Raw genomic sequence first — 21,058 nt, 5'->3', positions numbered from 1 at the left:
AGGAAGCCGGTCACAGCGCCCGCAGGGCCTGCGCGGTGGCACGGGTGAGCGACGCCAGATACCCCTTGGGGAGCTTCGGACTGCGGATGACCACCGACCGCCAGTACAGGGGCCCGGAGATCAGATCGAGCGCCAGTTCACGGTCGACCCCGGACCGGATCTCACCCCGCCGCTCCGCCGCCGAAATGATCGTGCTGGCGACGCTTTCCTGCCCGTCCCGCAGCGCCTTCTGCATGGCCTCGGCGATCTCCGGGTTGCGCGCGGCCTCGGCCTGGAGGTCCGGGATGATCTGCGAGGCCACGGGGTGGCGCAGGGCGCGGGACGTCACCTCGTAGAGCAGCCGCAGATCGCCCTCCAGGGAGCCCGTGTCCGGCGCCGGCAGCCCCATCACCGCGACCGCGGAGACCACATCGAGGACCAGGTGCAGTTTGGACCGCCAGCGGCGGTAGACGGCGGTCTTGCCGACGCCCGCCCGGCGCGCGATGCCCTCGATGGACATCCGGGCGTACCCGACGGACGCGAGTTCCTCGAAGACGGCGGCGCGGATGGCCTCGGTCACGTCCTCGCGCAGGACGGCGGCGCCGGCGGGCGTCCGTCGGCGGGGCCGCGCGCCGGGCTCGTCGGCATTCGTCGTCATGGCGTCCAGCATAGGGCGTTACGACGAAACGGTTGCGTTCCGACGTCCAAACGTCCTACGCTCACGTTGCGACGATACGGTCCCGTCCCGACGTAAGAGAACGTGAAGAGAACTGCAAGGAAACACGGAGGGCCGGACCACCGCCCGGACGCACCACCCCCACCCCCGAGCGAAAGCAGCGGATGTGAGCCAGGTCCTCCACACACCGCCTCCGACGACGGCCCCGGCCGACGACGACCCCGCGGCGCTCGCCGCCCGGTACGGGCTCTCGGTCAGCGGCGCCCGCCCCACCCTGCCCGAGTACATCCGCCAGCTGTGGGCACGGCGCCACTTCATCGCCGCCTTCTCCACCGCCAAGCTCACCGCGCAGTACAGCCAGGCGAAGCTCGGCCAGCTCTGGCAGGTCATGACCCCGCTGCTCAACGCGGCGGTCTACTACTTCATCTTCGGTGTGCTGCTCGGTACCAAGCACGGCGTCCCGGACTACATCCCGTTCCTGGTGACGGGCGTGTTCATCTGGACCTTCACCCAGAGTTCGATCATGTCGGGCACCCGGGCGATCTCCGGCAACCTCGGTCTCGTCCGCGCCCTGCACTTCCCGCGGGCCGCCCTGCCGATCTCCTTCTGTATCCAGCAGCTCCAGCAGCTGCTGTTCTCGATGGCCGCGCTGGTCGTCATCCTGCTGTGCTTCGGCGTGCCCGTCGCGGCCTCCTGGGTGCTTGCGGTGCCCGCGCTGGTCCTGCAGTTCACCTTCAACGCCGGCATGTCGATGATCATGGCGAGGATGGGCGCGAAGACCCCGGACATCGCCCAGCTGATGCCGTTCGTGCTGCGGACCTGGATGTATGTCTCCGGCGTCATGTGGAGCATCGACAAGCTGGCCACCAAGAACGATCTGCCGCGGGCGGTGACCACCCTGCTGGAGGCCAACCCGGCCGCCGTCTACATCGACCTCATGCGGTTCGCGCTGATCGACAGCTTCCACGCGAGCCAGCTGCCCCCGCATGTGTGGGCGGTGGCGGCCGGCTGGTCGCTGCTCGTCGGCGTCGGCGGCTTCATCTACTTCTGGAAGGCTGAGGAGACCTACGGCCGTGGCTGAGAACGTGAACTCCGACATCCCCACCGTCGTCGCCGACCGCGTCGACATCGTCTACCGGGTCAACGGCACCGGCACGGGCCGCGGCACCGCGACCGCCGCGCTCAACCGCATCCTGCGCCGCAAGCAGACCGAGAAGGCGGCCGGCGTGCGCAAGGTGCACGCGGTCAAGAAGGTCTCGTTCGTCGCGTACAAGGGCGAGGCCATCGGGCTGATCGGCACCAACGGCTCCGGCAAGTCGACCCTGCTGAAGGCCGTCGCGGGCCTGCTCCCGGTGGAGAACGGCCACATCTACACCGACGGCCAGCCCTCGCTGCTCGGCGTCAACGCGGCCCTGATGAACGACCTGACGGGCGAGCGCAACATCTTCCTCGGCGGCCTCGCCATGGGCATGTCGCGTGAGCAGATCAAGGACCGCTACCAGGAGATCGTCGACTTCTCCGGCATCAACGAGAAGGGCGACTTCATCACCCTCCCGATGCGCACCTACTCCTCCGGCATGGCGGCCCGGCTGCGCTTCTCCATCGCCGCCGCCAAGGACCACGACGTCCTGCTGATCGACGAGGCGCTGGCGACCGGCGACCGGTCCTTCCAGAAGCGCTCCGAGGCCCGCATCCGCGAGCTGCGCCGGCACGCGGGCACGGTGTTCCTCGTCAGCCACAACAACAAGTCGATCCGCGACACCTGCGAGCGGGTCCTGTGGCTGGAGCGCGGTGAGCTGCGAATGGACGGGCCCACGGAGGAGGTCATGAAGGAGTACGAGGCGTTCACCGGCGACAAGGCCCCGAAGAAACCGGCCAAGGCCGCGCCGAAGCCGCAGAAGAAGGCACCGGTGCCCACACAGGACACAAAGATCGCCCTGCCCTCCTGACCCACGACCGGCGCACCCGCCGGACCCACGGCCGGCGCACCCCCAGGCCCACGGTCGGCGCAACCCCCGGCCCACGACTGGTGCACCTCCCGGCCTACGGCTGGTGCGCCCTCCGACCCACGGCTGGCGCACTTTCCGGCCTACGGCTGGTGCACCTCCCGGCTCCCGGTCGGCGCACCCTCCGATTCACGGCTGGTGCGCCCGCCCGACCCACGACCGACGACCCCCTGGCCCACGACCGGTGCACCTCCCGGCCTACGGCTGGCACAACCCCCGACCCACGACCGGTGCGCCCGCCGGACCCACGGTCGGCGCACCTCCCGGCCTACGGCTGGTGCACCCTCCGATTCACGGCTGGTGCGCCCGCCCGACCCACGACCGACGACCCCCTGGCCCACGACCGGTGCGCCCGCCGACCCACGGCCAGTGCACCTCCCCGCCCACGGTCGGCGCGCCCCCCGACCCACGACCGGTACACCCCCGACCCACGGCCGGCGCAACCCGGGCCGTCTCCTTCTTCCGATCGGTGGCACTATGACCTGAAAGGTGCGGCCTGGAGACGACGAGGCGAAGGAGTCCACCCGATGCCCGAGCTGAGCGTCATCGTCCACGGCCCCGACGCCCGGGGGCACTTGGCCGAACTGCTCGACTCCCTGGCCGCGCGCCCCCTGCCGGACACCGAGGTGATCGTGGCCGCGGTCGGCGACTGGGCCCGTCGGACGGCCGAGGGGCACACCCCCCAGACGGTGGTGGTGCCCCTGCCGGACGGCACGGGCGACGCGGCGGCCCGCGCGGTGGGGGCCGCGCGGGCGACCGGCCGCTGGCTGCACTTCGTGCGCGCCGCGGATGGCCTGCCAGCGGGCGCCGTGCGCACGGTCGCCGAACGCGCCGCCGAACTCCCGGACACCGTGGACGTGCTGCTCCTCGACCATGTCCGCAGCACCTGGCGTACCGCCGGCACCCGCCCGGCGGACGGCCGGCTGCTGGCCCGGGCCGGCCGCGCCGAGTTGGCCCTCGACGACGCCGCGGACCTGCTGCGGCTCACCCCGCTGCTCGGCACCCGCGTACTGCGCGCCGACTTCTGGCGGGCCCACGAGGAACGGCTCACCGCGGGCGACGAGGCGTACACCGCGTACGCCGCCCTGCTGGCCGCGCGCCGCATCGCCTGTCTGAACCAGGTCGGGTACGAGCACCGCGTGCCGCGCCCCGAGAGCCTGCCGCCCGTCACCGCCGAGCAGCGCTACGCCCTCGTGGACCGCTACGAGGCGCTCCTCACCCTCGCCCAGGACCGCCCCGCCACCACCCGCGCGGTCCTCTACGACGTCATGGTCCGCGACCTGCTGCGCACCTTCGCCCGCGAGGACCTGCCGGATCCGGTGGCCCGCGAGTTCTTCCGCCGGGCCTCCCTGGCGGCCGTCCGCCACCGCCCGCCGGGCCACCGCCGCCCGGGCGGCCTCGAAGGCGTACGCCGCGGCCTCCTCGAAGAGGGCGCGTACACCAAGTACCGCGCCTTCCAGGCCGCCAACCGCACCCGCCGGGCGGCCCGGACCGCGGCGCGGACCCACCGGCGCCGGCTGGGCGCGAAACTCCGCGACCAGCAGTACCGCCGGTCCCTCGGCCGCCGGGTGGACCCCGATCTGGCGGTCTTCTCCGCCTACTGGGACCGCGGAGTCGCCTGCAACCCGGCCGCCATCGCCGCCGAACTGGCCCGGCGCGCCCCATGGATCCACCCGGTGTGGGTGGTGACGAAGGACAACGCCCCGCTGCTGCCGCCCGGCACCGACCACGTGGTCCCCGGCACCCGCCGCTACTGGGAGGTGCTGGCCACCGCCAAGTACCTGACCAGCAACGTCAATTTCCCCAACGCGGTGGTCAAACGCCCGGACGCGATCCACCTCCAGACCCACCACGGCACCCCGCTCAAGCGGATGGGCCTGGACCAGATGCGGCACCCGACCGCCGCCCAGGGCATGGACTTCGCCGCCCTGCTCGCCCGCGTCGACAAGTGGGACTACAGCGTCTCGGCCAACAGCCACTCCACCCGGATGTGGGAGCGCGCCTACCCGTCCCGCTACACCTCCCTGGACTACGGCTATCCGCGCAACGACGTCTACTACCGCGCCGGCGCCGCCGACGTCCGCGCGGTCCGCGGCCGCCTCGGCATCGCCCCGGGCCGGACCGCCGTCCTGTACGCCCCCACGCACCGCGACTACGAGGCCGGCTGGACCCCCCGCCTCGACCTCGCCGCCCTCGCCGACCGGCTCGGCGACGACACGGTGCTGCTGGTGCGCGCCCACTACTTCTACGACACGGCCGCCGCCCTGACCGGCCTGCGCCGCACCGGCCGGATCATCGACGTCTCCTCCTACGACCCCGTGGAGGAGCTGTGCCTCGCCGCCGACGCACTCGTCACGGACTACTCGTCGATCATGTTCGACTACGCCAACCTCGACCGCCCGATCGTGATCTACGCCGACGACTGGGAGACCTACGCGACCACCCGCGGGGTCTACTTCGATTTGATGGCCGAGGCCCCCGGCCAGGTGGCCCGCACCCAGGAGGACCTGGCGGAGGTGTTCGCCTCGGGCGCGTGGCGGGACGAGGCCGCGGCGAAGGCGCGCGCCGTCTTCCGGCGCCGCTTCTGCGAGTACGACGACGGGCACGCCGCCGAACGGGTCGTCCGCCGGGTGTTCCTGGGCGAGAACGAGCAGGCGCTGCCCCCGGTGGTCCCGCTGGCGGACCGCACCCCCGCACCGAGCCCCGAGGAGGCAACGGCATGACCCCCGACGTCACGGTGACGGTGATCGTCTACAACGACGCGGCACGGCTGCCGAGAGCGGTGGCCTCGCTGCGCCGGCAGACCCACGCGAACATCGAGATCATCATCAGCGACGACCACTCCACCGACGAGACCCCGTTCGTGGCACGCGCGCTCGCCGCGCAGGACGATCGCATCCGCTGTCTGCGGCTGGACCGCAACAGCGGCGGATGCAGCGCCCCGCGCAACCGGGCCCTGGAGACCGCCCGGGCGCCGTATCTGACGTTCCTGGACAGCGACGACGAACTCCCGCAGGACGCCGTCGAGTTGCTGCTGGCCGCACACCGTGAACGGGAGATCGACTTCGCGATGGGCGCGGTGCGCCGGATACGGGTCGACGGGGGCCGCCGCTCGACATGGATGCCGCACCTGGTCGCCGCACGCCGCACCCTGGAGGGCATCGAGGACGATCCGCGTCTCTTCTTCGAGCACCTGTCGACGAGCAAGATGTACGCCCGGGCGTTCCTGGACCGGCACGACCTGCGCTTCCCCGAGGGCATCCACTACGAGGACCAGCTGTTCTCGGCGCAGGCGTACTGCCTGGCGAAGGCGTTCACGATCATTCCGGAACCGGTGTACCTCTGGTACATAGCGCCGTACGCTGCGGCCGGCTCGGCGTCCATCTCCAACCAGCGGCACAAGCTGGACAACGTCCGCGACCGCATCCATGTGCAGCGGCTCATCGACGCCTTCCTGACGGACAGCGGCCACGCGGCACTGCGGGAGGACAAGGACTACAAGTTCCTCAAACACGACTTCCGGATGTACGCCGGTGATCTGCCCTACCGGGACGAGGACTGGCTGCGGGCCTTCGCGGAGATCACCGTCCCCTACGTCTCGACGCTCGCGCCCGGCGCGTTCGCCCGCCTGCCCCGCCCGGAGCGGGTGGTCCTCCAACTGGTCCGCGAGGGCCGGCTGTCCGAGGCCCGGCTCGCCGCACGCGGACTGGGGCACCCCGTAGCCCCGCGGCGGGTGACGGCGGACCCGGAGGGCGGCACCTACTGGGGCGAGCGGATTCCGACGGCCGCCTGGTCCCGGCGTGAACTGGACGTGAGTGACCTGGAGTTGGACTCCCGCCCGTTCCCGAGCGCCCAGTTCCGGCACGAGATAGTGGAGTTGACGCCCGAACCGGGTGCCGGCCTGAGCCTGCGGATCCGCACTTACGACCCCGGGCTGCGGCTTCCGGTCGGCCCGCAGCGGGCGGCCCTGCTGCTGGCCCCCGGCCGGCGCCGCCTCACGGCCCCGTTCCGGCTCACCCCGGTCCGCCCGGGCGTCTTCGAGGGCCAGGTCCGGCTCGACCTGGCGACGGCCCCCGTCCCGCTGCACGGATTCGCCGGCGTCCGCCACCCGTTGCTGCGCATCGAGCACCAGGGGCTGGCCCATACGTCCCTGCTGCTGGCCCCGCTGTCCTTCCCCGCCCTGACCACCCGCGTCGGCTACCGCTCCGGCGCCGCCCCGCACGACCTCACCGTCGAACCGGAGGGCCGCAACCCCGGCCGGCTACAGATCCGCTGGCGCCCCACGGGCGTGACAAGCCATCTGACCCGCCCACTGCTACACCGGCTGAACCGCCCGCCGGTACGCCGCGCGGCCCGCCTACTGACAACCGCCCTGCACTGACCCCCACACGGCCCCCACCCGCCACCCGGCCTCCCGAAACACTCCCCCGCCCCCGGCATGCCACCCCACCCACCGCACCCACAACTCCGGCCCGACGTGCCCCTCGGCTCGATCGAGACAGCCTCGCCAGGCCCGCACCCGACGTGCCGCTTGGCTCCACGCAACCCGTCCACACTCGCCACCCGGCGTACTCACTCCACCTGACCCACCCCACCCACAGCCCCCGCCCGGCGTGCCCCTCGGCACAAGCGGGACAGCCCCGCCACGCCTGCCGTCCCGCGTGCTTCCTCGCCCGACGCATGGCGTGTGAACCCGGCGTTCAGCGTACGGCGTACAGTGTCTGGCCGGCCGGGCCCTGGGCGACTTTCCGCAGTCCGGGGTCCCGTACCCCGTCGGACGACCGGCCCACCACCCACCGCACCCCGTACTTCCGCACGATCGCGTCGCGCACCCCGTCCGAGGTCCCGGTGGCGAAATAGCGGCGCACGGCCTCGTCCCGCCGGCCGGCGTCGGCCAGGAACACATCCGGGTATCCGGGCGCGACCGTGTACGCCCCGTACGCCGGGATCTGCCGCGCCGGAAAGGTGCGCGCCATGACCACATCCCCGTACTTCACCCAGGGGGTGATCCACCGGTAACCCGCCCAGGGCGCCCGGTACTTCGCCGCGATCACCCCGGGCAGCGCGGCCCGCCCCACCACGTACCCCACGGTGCCCACCTGGGCCCAGGCCCCCACCAGCAGTACGACGCCGAGCCCGCACGCCCATGCCGTCCGCAGCGCCCGCCGCCCGGCCGAGACCGCTTCGAGGGCGGCCGCGAGCTGCGCCGGGATCAGCGCCGCCGGCAGCGCCCGGCCCCACGAGTAGTGCCCGCTCACCCCGCCCGCCGCGAACACCACCGCCCCCAGCACGAAGAAGATCACCAGGGGGTCCCACCGGTCCCGCCACCCGCGCAGCCCCAGCGCCACAAGACCGAGCGGCACCAGTCCGAACCGGCCCGGCAGATGCTGGTAGAGCGGCCGGTGCACGGCCTCCAGATCCGCACCGGCCGAGAACAGCGCGAAGAAGTCGTAGTACGGCCACGCCCACAGCACCGCCAGCCCCAGCAGCAGCCCCGCGCCCAGCCGCAACAGCGCCTGCCGGCCCGGCCGCGCGGCGACGACCGCGGCAAGCGCCCCGAGCGACGCCACGACCCCGGAGAACTGGTGGACCAGCAGGATCAGCGCCCACAGCGCCCCGAGCCCCAGCCATGTCCGCCACCCGGCGTCCGCGCGCAGCGCCCGCGTCAGCCACGCCCAGAAGTGGAAGGACAGCCCGAGCGCGAACACGCTCGGATAGGAAACCGTCAGCGCGAGGGAGTTCAGCCCGAGAAAGCCGCTCCAGTTGAGCGGCAGCGGCCCCCACAGGAACAGCAGACACAGCACCGCGAGCGCGGGCGCCGCCGGATGGCCGCTCAGCGTGCGCACATACCGCCACACCCCCGTGACCAGCAGGGCAAGTCCGGTGAGCGCACCGATGCGCAGCACGACGAACACCGACAGCCCAGTGGCCTTGGCGATGACGCCCAGCACCAGCGTCCACGGCGAGTAGTAGGGGCTCGGCGTGTCCGCGTCGACCAGCGGATTGCCGGGGTGCAGCAGACTGTGCCTGAGCCGTTCCACGGTCGCCGCGTGCATGCCGAGATCGCCCGCCCAGGGCAGGCGGACGATCACGAGGAGCAGCAGGACGAGGACGAGCGCGGCGGCGGCCCCCGGCAGGGCCCGGCCGGCCGTCACCGTACCGGCGTCAGACCGCGCGGCGCGCATCCTGCTGGAACACCCAGGTGCGGTACACGAGGAAACGGAAGGCGGAGGCGAGGACGATCGACAGCGCCTTGACGGCATTGGATTCGAACGGGCCGTGCAGCCCGAGGCCGTGATATCCGAACCAGAACAGGCCGCTTTCCATGACCACACCGAGCCCGCTGAAAACGAAGAACAGTACGATTTGCCGACGGGTGCGCCGCGTCCGGTCCCGATAGGTGAAAAAGCGGAAGCCGATGTAATTCGTGGCCATGGCGATACAGCTGGCCAGCACCGTCGCGGTCATCGCCGGCCAACGCAGGCCGTGCAGCAGCAGATTGAAGACCAGGAAATTGACCAGGACACCGCTGCCGCCGACGATCCCGAATTTCACGACTTCCAGTACGACGCGCGCGACCGGCCGGGCGGGGGCGGCGGGCAGGGCCGGGGCCGGAGGGGCTTCGGTGAGATTCACTGTCACACCGCAGACCATATCCGACACATCCCGATTAGCAGGAAACGGTAAATTCACTGCTCGGTTTTGACCAGGTGTCGGCAAGAAAACGGGGCGCCCCGGGCCGTGTACGGTCCGGGGCGCCCTGTGCGCCGTACGGCGGTGCGGGCCGCGCCGCCTACGAGTGCGTGCGCAGCAGCGTCCGCATCGTCCGCATCGCCACCGACAGGTTGGCCAGGTCGAAGGAGTCCGAGCCGCGGATCTCCTCCAGGGTGGTGCGGGCCCGGCTCAGGATCGCCGAGTTCTTCTGCTCCCAGGCCTTGAACCGCTGCTCGGGCGTCGAGGTGCCGTTGCCGACGGCCAGGACGTCCGCGGTGAGCGCGGCGTGCGCCGCGTACAGGTCCTCGCGGATGGAGGCGCGGGCCATGGACTGCCAGCGGTCCGCGCGGGGCAGTTCGATGATCCGGTCCATCAGCTGGGTGATGGCGAGGCGGTCGGCGAGGTCGTAGTACACCTCGGCGACATCCAGCGGCTTGCGGCCCATGCGGTCGGCCACGGAGACGATGTCCAGCGTCGGGAACGCGGAGGAGAACCCGGCCACGCGGGTCGCCAGTTCGTCGGGGACGCCGGCGCCGGTCAGCTCGTCGTAGATGTGCTGGTACCACTCCAGGTCCGCGCCGCGCAGCAGCTTCGGCAGCTGCTGCCAGACCTGCTCGACCCGCTCGGCGAAGAAGGCGACGGTCTCGGCGAGTTCCAGCGGCTGCGGCCGGTTGTTCAGCAGCCAGCGCGTGCCGCGCTCGACGAGGCGGCGCGAGTGCAGCCGGATCCGGGTCTGCACGGCCGCCTCGACCTTGTTGTCCAGGTCTTCCACCGCGTCCCACACCGGCGCCGAACGGAAGATCGTGCGGGCCGCGGTCTGCGCCCGGACGATCTCCTCCAGCGAGGCGCCGGTCTCCTCGCGCAGCCGGTGCAGATAGGTCGTACCGCCCGTGTTCACCGTGTCGTTGACCAGCACGGTCGTGGTGATCTCACGGCGCAGCGGGTGGCTGCCGATCCGCTCCGGGAACCGGTCGCGCAGCGCCTTCGGGAAGTAGGTGTCCAGCAGGCCGCGCAGATACGGGTCGTCCGGCAGCGAGGTGTGCAGCAGCTCCTCGGCGACCGTGATCTTCGTGTACGCCAGCAGGACGGCCGTCTCCGGGCTCGTCAGGCCCTGTCCCTGGCCCAGCCGCTCGCGGATCTGCCGGTCGGTCGGCAGGAACTCCAGCGCCCGGTCCAGATGGCCCGCGCGCACCAGATGGCGGATGAACCGCTGCTGGGCGTGGAGCATGTCCTTGGACTGGGCCAGCGCGTTGGCGATCGCCGTGTTCTGCGCGTAGTTGTTGCGCAGCACCAGGGCGCCGACCTCGTCGGTCATCTCGGCGAGCAGCTTGTTGCGCTGCTTGACCGTCATGTCGCCGTCCGTGACCAGGCCGTTGAGCAGGATCTTGATGTTCACCTCGTGGTCCGAGGTGTCCACACCGGCGCTGTTGTCGATCGCGTCGGTGTTGATCTTTCCGCCGTGCGCGGCGAACTCGATGCGGCCCAGCTGGGTCAGGCCCAGGTTGCCGCCCTCGCCGACGACCTTGACCCGCAGATCCTGGCCGTCCACGCGGATGGCGTCGTTGGCCTTGTCGCCGACGTCACCGTTGGACTCGCCGCTCGACTTGACGTATGTGCCGATGCCACCGTTCCACAGCAGGTCGACCGGCGCCTTCAGGACCGCCTTCATCAGGTCGGCCGGGGTCAGCTTGGAGACGCCGGGCTCGATGCCCAGGGCCTCGCGGATGTGCGCGTTCACCGGGATCGCCTTCGCGGTACGGGGGAAGATCCCGCCGCCCGCCGACAGCAGCCCGGTGTTGTAGTCGGCCCAGCTGGAACGGGGCAGCTCGAACAGCCGGCGGCGCTCGGCGTAGGAGACGGCCGCGTCCGGCTCCGGGTCGATGAAGATGTGCCGGTGGTCGAAGGCGGCGACCAGCCGGATGTGCTCGCTCAGCAGCATGCCGTTGCCGAACACGTCGCCGGACATGTCGCCGACGCCGACGACCGTGAAGTCCTCCGCCTGCGTGTTGACGTCCAGCTCGCGGAAGTGCCGTTTCACCGACTCCCAGGCGCCGCGGGCGGTGATGCCCATGCCCTTGTGGTCGTAGCCCGCGCTGCCGCCGGAGGCGAAGGCGTCACCGAGCCAGAAGTGGTAGGACTGGGCGACCTCGTTGGCGATGTCGGAGAACGTCGCCGTGCCCTTGTCGGCCGCGACCACCAGATAGGTGTCGTCCCCGTCGTGCCGCACGACGTCCTCCGGCGGCACGACCTCGCCGGCGACCATGTTGTCGGTGATGTCGAGCAGCGCCGAGATGAACGTCTTGTAGCTGGCGATGCCCTCGGCCAGCCACGCGTCCCGGTCCACGCTCGGGTCCGGCAGCTGCTTGGCGACGAAGCCGCCCTTGGCGCCCACCGGCACGATGACGGTGTTCTTCACCATCTGCGCCTTGACCAGGCCGAGGATCTCGGTGCGGAAGTCCTCACGCCGGTCGGACCAGCGCAGACCACCGCGCGCGACCTTGCCGAAACGCAGATGCACGCCCTCGACGCGCGGCGAGTACACCCAGATCTCGTACGCCGGGCGCGGCGCCGGCAGATCCGGGATGGCCTGCGGGTCGAACTTCATGGACACGTAGTCGTGCGGCCGGCCACGGCCCGCGTCCTGGAAGAAGTTGGTGCGCAGCGTCGCCTTGATGACGGTGAGGAAGGAGCGCAGGATGCGGTCCTCGTCGAGGCTGGCCACCTGGTCGAGGGCGGCCTCGACCTCTTCGAGCAGGGCATCGACCAGTTCGTGCCCGGCGCGCTGGCGCTCCGGCGCCATCCGCGCCTCGAAGAGCGAGACGAGCAGCCGGGTGGTGTGGACGTTCATTCGGAGGGTGTCCTCCATGTAGTCCTGGCTGAAGGTGGAGCCGGCCTGCCGCAGATACTTGGCGTACGCGCGCAGCACCGTCGCCTGCCGCCAGGTCAGTCCGGCGCCGAGCACGAGGGCGTTGAAGCCGTCGTTCTCCGCCTTGCCCGTCCAGGTCGCGGCGAACGCGTCCTGGAAGCGCTCGCGGCCGTCGTCGCCCAGGTAGTCGCCGTTGACACCGCCCGGGGACTTGGGGATGCGCAGGCCGAAGTCGTAGATCCAGGAGGCGGTACGGTCCGTGCAGCGCAGCTCATAGGGCCGCTCGTCGATGACGTCGACGCCGAGCCGGTTGAGGACCGGCAGCACCGCGGACAGCGAGATCGCGGCGCCCTTGCGGTAGATCTTGAACCGGCGCTCGTCGGGTGCGGCCCCGACCGGCTCGTAGAGGCTGAGCGAGAAGTCGTTGCCCGCCTCGTCGCTCAGCCGCTCCAGGTGGACCAGGTCGGCGACCGCCGCGCGTGGGGGATGATCGGCCTTGTAGCCCTCGGGGAAGGCGTTGTTGTAGCGGCGCAGCAGCTCGGCGGCGCGCTCCTCGCCGCACTCGGCGTTCAGCGCCTCGGCGAACCCGTCGGCCCAGGAGCGGGCGGCCTCGACCAGCCGGGCCTCGATCCGCTCCCGGTCCGTGTACGACAGCTCGGGCAGCTCGGTGCCCGGCGGGACCCGGACGACGAAGTGCAGCCTGGAGAGAATCGATTCGGTGTTCCAGGCGGTGAAGTCGACGCTGGTGCCGCCCAGCTCCTCCTTGAGGATGTCGATGATCCGCAGCCGGACGCCGGTGGTGTAGCGGTCGCGGGGCAGATAGACCAGCGCGGAGTAGTAGCGCCCGTACTCGTCCTGGCGGAGGTAGAGGCGCAGCCGCCGGCGTTCCTGCAGATACAGCACGGAGGTGGCGATGGAGCGCAGCTCGTCGACGGGCGTCTGGAACAGCTCGTCGCGCGGGTAGGTCTCCAGGATCTGCAGCAGGTCGCGTCCGTCGTGGCTGTTGGGCGAGAACCCGGCGCCCTTGAGCACCTCGTCCACCTTGCGCCGGATGACGGGCACGCGGCGCACCGACTCGGTGTAGGCGGCCGAGGAGAACAGGCCCAGGAAGCGGCGCTCGCCCACGACATTGCCGGCCTTGTCGAATTTCTTGACGCCGACGTAGTCGAGGTACGACGGCCGGTGCACCGTGGCCCGGCTGTTGGCCTTGGTCAGCACCAGCAGCTTGTGTTCGCGGGCCTTGGCCCGGGCGTCGGCCGGAAGCCGCTCGAAGGACGGGCTGACCGGATGGCCCTCCTCGGCGGAGTGATGCGGGTCGGAGCGCAGGATGCCGAGTCCGGTGCCGGGCACGGCGGCCAGGGAGTCGTCCCCGTGCAGCTGATACTCGCGATAGCCGAGGAAGGTGAAGTGATCGGCGGCCAGCCAGCGCAGCAGCTCGCGGGCCTCCTGCGCCTCGGGTCCGGGCAGATCGGCGGGCACCGGCTCCTCGGTCAGGCCCTCGGCGATGCGCAGCGCCGCTTCCCGCATCTTCTCCCAGTCCTCGACGGCCTCACGGGCGTCGGACAGGACGCGCAGCAGATCGGCGGTGATCTGCTTCAGATCGGCGCGGTCGGTCTCACGGTCGATCTCGACGTGGATCCAGGACTCGATGTGCGCGTCGTGCGGGAGGTCGCCGGTGGGCGGTTCGGCCAGGACCTCGATGAGCTTGCCCGTGAGGTCCCGCCGGACGACGAACTGCGGGTGGATGACGACATGGATGCCGCGCCCCTGCCGGGTCAGCTCATTGGTGACGGAGTCGACGAGGAAGGGCATGTCGTCGGTGACGACTTCCACGACGGTGTGGCTGCAGGTCCACCCGTTCTCCTCGACGGTGGGGGTGTGGACCCGGACGTTGGCCGTGCCCTGCGGGCGGTTCTCGGCCAGCCGGTGGTGGGAGACCGCGGCTCCGAAGACATCGACCGGGTCGCGGTCGCCGAGGTCCTCCGGGGCGGTGTGCAGGTAGTAGCGCTGGAGGAAAGCGAGCACGGACTCATGGTCCAAGATGCCCTCGTCCGTCGTCCCGGTCGGTAGGTGCCCCCCGACCGGACTGTTCTCAGCTACCCGGGCGGCCCGTTCGAGCAGCTCGGCCTTGGCTTCGTCCAGCTTGGTCTGCATTGTCCTCTGGCTCCTGTCGCGCGCCGTTGCGTGACGTAGAAGGAAGTACGGTCTCTTCCCCTCCGGCGTAACGCCACAGCCCGGGGTGTCCGGTTGTCTCCGACGCTATGCCGCAAGGTGAGATGAAGGGGGGGTATTCGGCCAATATCCACGCACCCGACGGGTGTGACGCTGCTCTCCATCGCGTCGTGACCGGGGATGTGCGTGGGGCCTTGGGGGTCCTTGCGCCCCGCTCCCGCCCACGAGGACCAGCGACCGCCACCCGGTCACGGATGTCGTCCGTGCTCTTCGGGCGCAGGGCAGGGGCGACAACGGTGCCCCCGCGAACTATCGCGCTGATCACGCCACAAGGCTATCGCTCCTCACCCCGGGCTCGTCATGAGCCGTATGTGTACAAAACCGAGCGCCAAACTTTGACGTTCTGCACAGCCCCGAACCGGTCACCACCGACGTATCCACCCACCCACCGCACGCCCCACCACCACGCGCCGCCGCCCCTGTCCACCCACCCCCGCGCCGCGCCGTCCCCGCCCCACCCCCGCGCCGCGCCGTCCCCGCCCCACCCCCGCGCCGCGCCGTCCCCGCCCCACCCCCGCGCCGCGCCGTCCCCGCCCCGTCCCCGCGCCGCCGCTCCGGTCTCGCGCCGTGCCGCCCCCGCGGCCAGGAAACTGGCAGGACCCCTTGTCGGCGCGGCACGCTGGAGGCACGTTGACCAGGAACAGCGCGCCGCCACCCACGGAAAGCGCACCGCCCACGGGGCCGGCGCACACCCGAGAGGAGCCGCCCGCCATGCCCCCGAAGATCCTCATCGTGACCGGCGACGCAGCGGAGTCACTGGAGGTCCTGTACCCCTACCAGCGCCTCCGCGAGGAGGGCTACGACGTCGACATCGCGGCCCCCAGCCGTAAGAAGCTCCAGTTCGTCGTGCACGACTTCGAACCCGGCTTCGACACCTACACCGAGAAGCCCGGCTACACCTGGCCCGCAGACCTGGCCTTCGCCGACGTCGCCCCCGGCCAGTACGCGGCCCTCGTCATCCCCGGCGGCCGGGCACCCGAATACCTCCGCAACGACCCCGAACTCCGCAAGATCCTCAAGTCGTTCTTCGACGCCGACAAGCCCGTCGCCCAGATCTGCCACGGCCCCCTGCTGACCGCCGCGATCGACACCCTCCGCGGCAGGCGCGTCACCGCCTACCCCGCGCTGGAACTCGACATGCAGGCGGCCGGGGCCACCTTCCAGGACGCCGAAACGGTCGTGGACGGCACCCTGGTCTCGGCCCGCGCCTGGCCGGATCACTCCTCCTGGATGCGCGAGTTCCTGACCGTACTGCGCGCGAAGGCTCCGGTGAGCTGAGCCCCCGCCGCAAACCCGCCGCGGACGCGGACCCGCACGGCTCAGGCCGCCAGCCGCTCCGCCTCCGCCACGGCCTGGTCCAGCGTGTCCACCACGGGCACGCCCATGGCCTCCAGGCTGTCGCGACTGTGCGAGCCCCCGGTGTACAGCACGGCCCGCGCCCCCACGTGCCGCGCCGCCACCGCGTCGTCGGCGGCGTCCCCGATCACCACCGTGCGCTCCGGGTCCACACCGGTCAGCGCCTCCAGGTGCCGCACCATGTGCTCCGCCTTGCTGCCCCCGGACGGGCCGGTCCGCCCCTCGACCCGTATGAAGTGCGTCTCGATCCCGAACCCGCGCACCAGCGGTATCAGTTCATCGTGCCCGTACATGCTCAGCAGCGACTGGCTGCGGCCCGCAGACCGCCACAGCGTCAGCAGTTCCGCCGCCCCTTCGGTGAGCGAGCACCGGACCCGGTGCTCGCTGTAGTGCTGATGGAAGACCACGTCCATGGCCTCCCACTCCGCCTCGGTCGGCAGCCGTCCCATCAGCCGCTCATAGAACTTCGGCACCGGAACGCAGTACATCGCCCGGTACTGCTCCAGCGTGATCGGTGCGAGCCCCAGCTCGGCGGCAGCGGCGTTCGTCGCCCCGATGATCGCCTCGTTGTCGTGGAACAGCGTCCCGTTCCAGTCCCACACGATGTGGGCGCTTGCGTGCATCCCCATGCCGAAGAACGTACCCGCCGCCACTGACAATCGGGCGAACAGCGAGGTCACAGCCGGATACGGCGCGCTACGCGAGGTGTACGAGGGCGGGGATCTCCTGTGTCGCGTACCAGAGCAGCTCGTGGTCCTCGGCCCCGTCCACGACGAACTGCGCGTCGTCGTCGCCGTCGTCCGCCGCCGGGAGCGCCGTGACCGCCGCGGCGACGTCATCCTCCGCGTCGGCCGCGTCGGCGTGCACCGCCGCGGCCTTGGCCAGCGGCACAGGACCGGTCACCCGCACCTCGCCCAGCGCGGCCGGATCGAGCCCGCGGTCCGGGTCGGGCATCGCGGCGCCGTCGGGCACGTCGACGGCGACCACGACCCGGCGGCGCGGCGCGTCCGGGTCCGCCGCCAGCCGCCGCAGCGAGGCCAGCGCGGCCCGGTTCAGCGCCGCGTACTCCAGCTCCTCGATGTCGTCGGAGAGATACCACTCGCGCAGCGCGGGCGTGACGGCGTACGCGACGAGCGGTTCGGTCCCCAGCTCGCCCGTCCTGTGCGCCTCGGCGAGACCGGGGAGGGTCAGGGGGACGTAGACGCGCATGGCTGGCCGCTCTTTTCGTGGTCAAAGGCTCCGCTGGGGCCCGGCGAGGGCGGTCCCGCGCTCCCGGACGGCCTTCAGGATACGTGCGGGCGTCCCCTTTCGGGTCCCCGCCCGGCCCCGCGGACCCGTCCACCCGGCGCCCACAGGGTCACTCGGCCCCGGCCTGAAATTTGCCGGGTTTTCGCCCCTTTGCTCACTCGGATAGGTGAATTCCGCACGCCCTCGACACGGACCCGCGCTTCCTTGCCCGGGCCGCCCACGGCCCCGTACAAGATCCCCACCAGCAAGTTACCGCCCGGTATCACCAGACCCGCCGAACGGGGACCCCATGAACAAGGTCATGACCAGGACCGCCCAACGCCGCCCGGGCACCCGCCCGCCGGGCCGCCGCGACCCCCGCCGCCCCGGCACCATCCCGCCCCGCAATCCCACGCCCCGCACTCCCACGACGCATACCCCCGCGCCCCGTACGACCCACCACACGGCGACGCCCGGCTCCGTCCCGCGCGCCGCCGTACCCGACGTCCCCGCGGGTCCTGCGGCCCCCGGCGCGCCCCTGCTCCCGCGTCCCACGGACCTCTTCGCCGACCGGCTGCTCGCCGTGCTGAGCGGTCAGCGCCCCGTCCACTGGATGCTCCGGCACACCGCCGGGCGCGCCTACGACGAGCTGGCCCGGCTCGCCGAGCGAGGGCCCCTGCGCACCCGTGGCACCCGCCCGGTCGTCCGGGACATCGGCTACTACGTCCCCCGCCGGGGCGCCATCGAGGCGTTCGCCCGCATCGGCGCCGGCGACCAACTGCGCGCCATGGCGTTCCGCCTGGAACAGGGCCAGGACCTGCGCTGGCGCTGCACGGCGGTGGAACTGGGCGGCCCCCGCGCCCCGCACACCGACGACTGAGCGCCCCGCTGGACATATCCGGACGTATCCCGGCGGGCGGCTGCGCACCGCGACGGGCACCGCGGAAACGCCGACGGGCCCGCCCGTCCGAGGACGAACCGGCCCGTCGGGACGCTACGGCGCCTTGGGCACCGTCACTTCTTGCGGCGTCGGCCGCCCTTGGCCTGCCGGCGACGCTCGGCCCGCGTCAGACCGTCGGACTCGGAGCGCACCGGCTCGTCCTCGTCATAGATGAAGTCGCCCTCGACGATGCCGCCCTCGCCGTCCACGGTCGCGGCGGAGAAGTGCAGGCCGCGGCGCTGCGGGGCGTCGAGCCCCTTGGCGCGGATCTCCGGGCGGGAGCCCGCCTGGGCCGGCACCGCGTCCTGGACGCCCTCGGCCACCGGCTGGGCGTCCTCGACCGGAACCTCCTCGACCTGCTGCTCGACCTGGACCTCCAGGTTGAACAGGTAGCCGACGGACTCCTCCTTGATGCCCTCCATCATCGCGGTGAACATGTCGAAGCCCTCGCGCTGGTACTCGACCAGTGGGTCCTTCTGCGCCATCGCGCGCAGGCCGATGCCCTCCTGGAGGTAGTCCATCTCGTAGAGGTGCTCGCGCCACTTGCGGTCGAGGACCGACAGCACGACCCGGCGCTCCAGCTCACGCATGATCTCGGAGCCGAGCTGCGCCTCGCGCGCCTCGTACTGCTCGTTGATGTCGTCCTTGATGGACTCGGCGATGAACTCGGCGGTCAGCCCGGCCCGGTCGCCGGCCGCCTCCTCCAGCTCGTCGATGCTGACCTTCACCGGGTAGAGCTGCTTGAAGGCGCCCCACAGCCGGTCCAGGTCCCAGTCCTCGGGGAAGCCCTCGGCGGTCTCCGCTCCTACGTAGGCGTCGATCGTGTCGTCCATGAAGTGCTGCACCTGCTCGCGCAGGTCCTCGCCCTCCAGGACACGGCGCCGCTCGCCGTAGATGACCTCACGCTGGCGGTTGAGGACCTCGTCGTACTTCAGGACGTTCTTACGGGTCTCGAAGTTCTGCTGCTCGACCTGCGACTGGGCCGACGCGATCGCGCGCGTGACCATCTTGTTCTCGATCGGCACATCGTCGGGCACGTTCGCCATCGACATCACGCGCTCGACCATCTGGGCCTTGAACAGACGCATCAGGTCGTCGCCGAGGGACAGATAGAAGCGGGACTCGCCCGGGTCGCCCTGACGGCCGCTACGGCCGCGCAACTGGTTGTCGATACGGCGGGACTCGTGCCGCTCGGTGCCCAGCACATAGAGGCCGCCGATCTCCTCGACCTCGTCCTTCTCGGCCTTGACGGCCTGCTCGGCCTTGGCCAGGGCGGTGGGCAGCGCGGCCGCCCACTCCTCGATGTGCTCCTCGGGGTCGAGGCCGCGCTGCCGCAGCTCCGCCTCGGCCAGGTCCTCGGGGTTGCCGCCGAGCTTGATGTCCGTACCACGGCCGGCCATGTTCGTAGCCACGGTGACGGCGCCCTTGCGGCCGGCCTGGGCGACGATGGTGGCCTCGCGGTCGTGCTGCTTCGCGTTCAGCACCTCATGCTGGATGCCGCGCTTGCTGAGCTGCTGCGAGAGGTACTCCGACTTCTCGACGGACGTCGTGCCGACAAGGATCGGCTGGCCCTTCTCGTGCTTCTCGGCGATGTCGTCCACGACCGCCTCGAACTTGGCCACCTCGGTGCGGTAGATCAGGTCCGACTGGTCATTGCGGACCATCGGCCTGTTGGTCGGGATCGGGACCACTCCGAGCTTGTAGATCTGGTGGAACTCGGCGGCCTCGGTCATCGCCGTACCGGTCATGCCGGAGAGCTTCTTGTAGAGGCGGAAGAAGTTCTGCAGGGTGATCGTGGCGAGCGTCTGGTTCTCGTCCTTGATGTCCACCCCTTCCTTCGCCTCGATCGCCTGGTGCATGCCCTCGTTGTAGCGGCGGCCGGCGAGGATACGGCCGGTGTGCTCGTCGACGATCATGACTTCGCCGTCGATGACGACGTAGTCCTTGTCCTTCTTGAACAGTTCCTTCGCCTTGATGGCGTTGTTCAGGTAGCCGACGAGCGGGGTGTTCACCGACTCGTAGAGGTTGTCGATGCCCAGCCAGTCCTCGACCTTGGAGACGCCGGGCTCATGGATGGCGACCGTGCGCTTCTTCTCGTCGACGTCGTAGTCGCCGGTCTCCTCGACGCCCTTGAGGGGGTTGCCCGCGTCGCCGCGCTTGAGGCGCGTGACCAGCTTGGCGAAGTCGCCGTACCACTTGGTGGCCTGGTCGGCCGGGCCGGAGATGATCAGCGGTGTACGGGCCTCGTCGATGAGGATGGAGTCGACCTCGTCCACGATGGCGAAGTTGTGGCCGCGCTGGACCAGCTCGTCCTTGGCCCACGCCATGTTGTCGCGCAGATAGTCGAAGCCGAACTCGTTGTTCGTGCCGTACGTGATGTCGCAGGCGTACTGCTCGCGGCGCTGGGCCGGCGTCATGTTGGCCAGGATGCAGCCGACGTTCAGACCGAGGAACTTGTGGACGCGCCCCATCATCTCGGAGTCACGCTCGGCCAGGTAGTCGTTGACCGTGATGAGGTGGACGCCGGCTCCGGAGAGGGCGTTGAGGTACGCGGGCAGCGTGCCGACGAGCGTCTTGCCCTCACCGGTCTTCATCTCGGCCACATAGCCGAGGTGGAGGGCGGCGCCACCCATCAGCTGCACGTCGTAGTGCCGCTGGCCGAGGACGCGCTTGGCGGCCTCGCGCACCGTGGCGAACGCCTCGGGGAGCAGATCGTCCAGGGGTTCCCCGTCGGCGTACCGCTGCTTGTATTCATCGGTGAGGGCCCGCAGCTCGGCGTCGGAGAGGTCGATGAAGTCCTCTTCGATGGAGTTGACCTGGTCCGCGATGCGGTGCAGCTTGCGCAGGATCTTGCCTTCGCCTGCACGCATGATCTTCGAGAGGACGGACACGGGGGCTGGTCTCCTTGCCGGTCGGGCCTGGGACGGTCGGTTTCCGTTTGACGTACTGAGCAACGGCCATCGTATGCGAGGACCCGGCCACGCCGGGAGGCCCGGCGGGGCTACGGTCGGCCGCTGCTGACCGGCCGCTGCTTTCACAGGCTCTTTTCATAGAGGACAACG

Annotated in this window: 13 protein-coding genes; 6 read left to right on the top strand and 7 right to left on the bottom strand. The window is 70.9% G+C overall.

Going from position 1 to position 21,058, the window contains the following annotated elements; all coding sequences use genetic code 11:
- Positions 1-10: 10 nt before the first annotated feature.
- On the bottom strand, positions 11-637 hold the full coding sequence (locus tag ABT245_RS39380; protein WP_351743901.1) for a TetR/AcrR family transcriptional regulator: 627 nt from the start codon (positions 635-637) through the stop codon (positions 11-13).
- Between the two features lie 184 nt (positions 638-821).
- Between ABT245_RS39380 and ABT245_RS39375 the strand changes: the two genes are divergently transcribed.
- The 4 genes from ABT245_RS39375 to ABT245_RS39360 all read left to right on the top strand — a co-directional run bounded on the left by ABT245_RS39375 (position 822) and on the right by ABT245_RS39360 (position 7,042).
- Entirely contained in the window at positions 822-1,736 is a 915-nt protein-coding gene (locus ABT245_RS39375) for an ABC transporter permease (protein WP_351743898.1), read from the top strand.
- On the top strand, positions 1,729-2,604 hold the full coding sequence (locus ABT245_RS39370; RefSeq protein WP_351743895.1) for an ABC transporter ATP-binding protein: 876 nt from the start codon (positions 1,729-1,731) through the stop codon (positions 2,602-2,604). The genes ABT245_RS39375 and ABT245_RS39370 overlap by 8 nt, the downstream gene beginning before the upstream one ends.
- Positions 2,605-3,188: 584 nt before the next feature.
- Positions 3,189-5,384: a CDP-glycerol glycerophosphotransferase family protein gene (locus tag ABT245_RS39365; protein ID WP_351743892.1), complete on the top strand. Its 2,196-nt coding sequence runs from the start codon at positions 3,189-3,191 to the stop codon at positions 5,382-5,384.
- Entirely contained in the window at positions 5,381-7,042 is a 1,662-nt protein-coding gene (locus ABT245_RS39360) for a glycosyltransferase family 2 protein (RefSeq protein WP_351743889.1), read from the top strand. The genes ABT245_RS39365 and ABT245_RS39360 overlap by 4 nt, the downstream gene beginning before the upstream one ends.
- A 319-nt stretch (positions 7,043-7,361) precedes the next feature.
- Here ABT245_RS39360 and ABT245_RS39355 read toward each other — a convergent pair whose 3' ends face one another.
- From ABT245_RS39355 to ABT245_RS39345, 3 genes are all read right to left on the bottom strand, one after another.
- Entirely contained in the window at positions 7,362-8,846 is a 1,485-nt protein-coding gene (locus tag ABT245_RS39355; protein WP_502982276.1) for a hypothetical protein, read from the bottom strand.
- Positions 8,827-9,303, bottom strand: coding sequence for a GtrA family protein (locus ABT245_RS39350; protein WP_351743884.1), 477 nt, complete (start codon positions 9,301-9,303; stop codon positions 8,827-8,829). The genes ABT245_RS39355 and ABT245_RS39350 overlap by 20 nt, the downstream gene beginning before the upstream one ends.
- Before the next feature lie 151 nt (positions 9,304-9,454).
- Complete coding sequence (locus tag ABT245_RS39345; protein ID WP_351743881.1) at positions 9,455-14,395, bottom strand: NAD-glutamate dehydrogenase; 4,941 nt, start codon at positions 14,393-14,395, stop codon at positions 9,455-9,457.
- Between the two features lie 789 nt (positions 14,396-15,184).
- Here ABT245_RS39345 and ABT245_RS39340 point away from each other — a divergent pair.
- Complete coding sequence (locus tag ABT245_RS39340) at positions 15,185-15,751, top strand: DJ-1/PfpI family protein (RefSeq protein ID WP_351743879.1); 567 nt, start codon at positions 15,185-15,187, stop codon at positions 15,749-15,751.
- Positions 15,752-15,792: 41 nt separating this feature from the next.
- On the opposite strand, the gene ABT245_RS39335 is transcribed toward ABT245_RS39340, so the two are convergent.
- Complete coding sequence (locus ABT245_RS39335; protein ID WP_351743876.1) at positions 15,793-16,458, bottom strand: HAD family hydrolase; 666 nt, start codon at positions 16,456-16,458, stop codon at positions 15,793-15,795.
- 67 nt (positions 16,459-16,525) lie between these two features.
- The gene (locus ABT245_RS39330) at positions 16,526-17,038 is read right to left on the bottom strand and encodes a DUF6912 family protein (RefSeq protein WP_351743874.1); all 513 of its coding nucleotides are present in this window, start codon (positions 17,036-17,038) and stop codon (positions 16,526-16,528) included.
- Between the two features lie 328 nt (positions 17,039-17,366).
- Here ABT245_RS39330 and ABT245_RS39325 point away from each other — a divergent pair, with 328 nt between their 5' ends.
- Positions 17,367-17,936: an Rv3235 family protein gene (locus ABT245_RS39325; protein ID WP_351743872.1), complete on the top strand. Its 570-nt coding sequence runs from the start codon at positions 17,367-17,369 to the stop codon at positions 17,934-17,936.
- A 134-nt stretch (positions 17,937-18,070) separates the two neighbouring features.
- Here ABT245_RS39325 and secA read toward each other — a convergent pair whose 3' ends face one another.
- Complete coding sequence (secA, locus tag ABT245_RS39320) at positions 18,071-20,887, bottom strand: preprotein translocase subunit SecA (RefSeq protein ID WP_351743869.1); 2,817 nt, start codon at positions 20,885-20,887, stop codon at positions 18,071-18,073.
- Between the last annotated feature and the right edge of the window lie 171 nt (positions 20,888-21,058).

Source organism: Streptomyces sp. NPDC001508 (genome assembly GCF_040298665.1).
Lineage (GTDB): Bacteria > Actinomycetota > Actinomycetes > Streptomycetales > Streptomycetaceae > Streptomyces.
Note: the sequence above shows the minus strand (reverse complement) of the source record. Positions and strands in the feature narration are given on the sequence as shown.

Excerpts from the sequence above, each read along its gene's own strand:
- ABT245_RS39335 (WP_351743876.1), bottom strand. The coding sequence starts at position 16,458 with ATGGGGATGCACGCAAGCGCCCACATCGTGTGGGACTGGAACGGGACG.
- ABT245_RS39325 (WP_351743872.1), top strand. The coding sequence starts at position 17,367 with ATGAACAAGGTCATGACCAGGACCGCCCAACGCCGCCCGGGCACCCGC.
- ABT245_RS39360 (WP_351743889.1), top strand. The coding sequence starts at position 5,381 with ATGACCCCCGACGTCACGGTGACGGTGATCGTCTACAACGACGCGGCA.
- ABT245_RS39330 (WP_351743874.1), bottom strand. The coding sequence starts at position 17,038 with ATGCGCGTCTACGTCCCCCTGACCCTCCCCGGTCTCGCCGAGGCGCAC.
- ABT245_RS39355 (WP_502982276.1), bottom strand. The coding sequence starts at position 8,846 with ATGCGCGCCGCGCGGTCTGACGCCGGTACGGTGACGGCCGGCCGGGCC.
- ABT245_RS39365 (WP_351743892.1), top strand. The coding sequence starts at position 3,189 with ATGCCCGAGCTGAGCGTCATCGTCCACGGCCCCGACGCCCGGGGGCAC.
- ABT245_RS39345 (WP_351743881.1), bottom strand. The coding sequence starts at position 14,395 with ATGCAGACCAAGCTGGACGAAGCCAAGGCCGAGCTGCTCGAACGGGCC.
- ABT245_RS39340 (WP_351743879.1), top strand. The coding sequence starts at position 15,185 with ATGCCCCCGAAGATCCTCATCGTGACCGGCGACGCAGCGGAGTCACTG.
- ABT245_RS39380 (WP_351743901.1), bottom strand. The coding sequence starts at position 637 with ATGACGACGAATGCCGACGAGCCCGGCGCGCGGCCCCGCCGACGGACG.